Raw genomic sequence first — 2,149 nt, 5'->3', positions numbered from 1 at the left:
GGGATCGCCGGCGACTCGCCGTTCACCCTGAAGTCCGACGGCAAGGCGTGGCTCTTCGCGCCCACCGGCCTGCTCGACGGGCCCCTGCCCACCTTCTACGAGCCCACCGAGGCGCCCGGGCGCAACCCCCTCTACGCGCAGCAGCGCAACCCGCTGACCAGGCTCCGCGACGAGCTGCCCGGCAACCTCAAGGTGGCGCTCGGCGATCCCCGCTACCCCCACCTGCTCACCACCTTCCGGGTCACCGAGCACCACGTCTCCGGGCAGATGTCGCGGTGGAGCAGCTGGCTCGTCGAGCTGCAGCCGGAGCAGTGGCTGGAGCTGAGCCCCGAGCTCGCCGCCGAGCTCGGAGTCACCGCCGGCGGCTGGGTGACGGTCGAGACCCCCCGGGCGGCGGTGGAGGCGCGCGCGCTGGTGACCCGGCGGCTCCGGCCCTTCGCGCTCGGTGACCGCACCCTCCACCAGGTGGCGATGCCCTTCCACTACGGGTACAGCGGGCTGGTGACCGGCGACATCGCCAACGACCTGCTCTCGCTCACCGAGGAGCCCAACGTGTTCATCAACGAGACCAAGGCGCTGATGTGCGCGGTGCGTCCCGGGCGGCGGCCTCGCTGATGCCGTCGCTGCCGAGCAACCCCTGGGCGCGCGCCGAGCCGCGGCCGCAGCGCCCCACCGTCGGCTTCCTCACCGACTCGACGATCTGCATCGGCTGCAAGGCCTGCGAGGTGGCCTGCAAGCAGTGGAACCGGCTGCCCGCCGACGGCAACGACTGGCTCGGGATCAGCTACGACAACACCGGTCACCTCGGCGGCGACACCTGGCGGCACGTGAAGTTCCTCGAGCAGTTCGACGCCTCCCGGGAGGGCGGCCGCTGGCTCTTCATCTCCGACGTCTGCAAGCACTGCGAGGATGCCGGCTGCATGAACGTGTGCCCGACCGGCGCCATCGTCCGCACCGAGTTCGGCACCGTGTTCGTCCAGGACGACATCTGCAACGGCTGCGGCTACTGCGTCGGCGCCTGCCCCTTCGGGGTCATCGCCCGGTCGGAGGTCGACCACGGCGCCCACAAGTGCACGCTCTGCTACGACCGCCTCCAGATCGACGAGCAGCCGGCCTGCGCGAAGGCCTGTCCCACCGGTTCGATCGCCTTCGGGCGGCTCGACGAGCTCGCCGAGCGCGGCCGCGAGCGGGTCGCCGAGCTGCGGCGGCGGGGCTCGGCGGGCGCCCGGCTGTGGGGCGACTCCGACCAGCTCGCGTCGGGGCTGCACGCCCTCTTCGTGCTCAGCGACGACCCCCGCAGGCACGGGCTGCCGATGGCCGCGCGCACCGGGCGGCACAACCTGCTGCCCAGCTACTCGGGGCACCTCGCCGTGGGCGTCGCCTGGGCGGTGCTGTCGGCGCTCTCGCTGCGGCGGGGCGCGCGGCGATGACCCCGCGCAGCGCCGGCGGCGGCGCCGACCGCCCCGGCTATGCCGGCCAGCCGGTGCTCAACGCGCCGCCCTGGCACCACCTGATCATCTGGTACTTCTTCCTCGGCGGCGTCTCCGGCTCCGCCTACCTGATCGCCGCCCTGGCCCGATGGTTCGGCGGGGAGGGGGCGCGCCCGGTGGCGCGGGCCGGCCATCTCGTCTCCGCGGTGGCGATCGCGCCGGCGCCGGCGCTGCTCGTCCTCGACCTCGGCCGGCCGGCGCGCTTCCACCACATGCTCCGCATCGTCAAGCCGCTCTCGCCGATGAACCTGGGCAGCTGGGCGTTCGCCGGCTTCTCCGCCGCCTCCGCGCTGGGCGGGCTGCGCACCCTCGCGGAGGGCGCGCGGGCTCCGCTGCCGGCGCCGCTCCGCCGCGCCGGCGGGCTCGTCCCCGAGCTGCTCACCCTGCCCGGCAGCGTGTTCGCGCTCTTCTTCTCCGGGTACACCGGCACCCTGCTCGCCGCCACCGCGGTGCCGCTGTGGGCGCGCACCCCGCTGCTCGGCCCGCTGTTCATGGCGTCGTCGGCGGCCACCGGCGGGGCCGCGGTGCAGGGTGCGCTCGCGGTCAGCGGCGAGGACGGCAGCGCGCTCGAGCTTCCCGAGCGGGCCGCGCTGCTCGGCGAGGTGGCGCTCGCCGGCGCCTGGCTGCACCGGCTCGGGCCGGTGGCGCGGCGGCCTCTC

The 2,149-nt window shown here is 74.8% G+C and carries 3 protein-coding genes; all 3 read left to right on the top strand.

Features of this window, described 5'->3' with window-relative positions:
* On the top strand, window positions 1-615 hold a 615-nt coding region (locus VGL20_14040), incomplete at its 5' end, for a molybdopterin dinucleotide binding domain-containing protein (protein HEY2704801.1).
* Window positions 615-1,430, top strand: coding sequence for a 4Fe-4S dicluster domain-containing protein (locus VGL20_14035; protein ID HEY2704800.1), 816 nt, complete (start codon window positions 615-617; stop codon window positions 1,428-1,430). The genes VGL20_14040 and VGL20_14035, both read left to right, overlap by 1 nt.
* The coding region (gene nrfD / locus VGL20_14030) for an NrfD/PsrC family molybdoenzyme membrane anchor subunit (protein HEY2704799.1) at window positions 1,427-2,149 on the top strand (723 nt) is incomplete at its 3' end. The genes VGL20_14035 and nrfD, both read left to right, overlap by 4 nt.

Source organism: Candidatus Dormiibacterota bacterium, from assembly GCA_036495095.1.
Classification (GTDB): domain Bacteria; phylum Chloroflexota; class Dormibacteria; order Aeolococcales; family Aeolococcaceae; genus CF-96.
Note: the sequence above shows the minus strand (reverse complement) of the source record. Positions and strands in the feature narration are given on the sequence as shown.

What these genes read in the sequence shown, in the direction of transcription:
- VGL20_14035 (HEY2704800.1), top strand. Translation starts at nt 615, where the DNA reads ATGCCGTCGCTGCCGAGCAACCCCTGGGCGCGCGCCGAGCCGCGGCCG.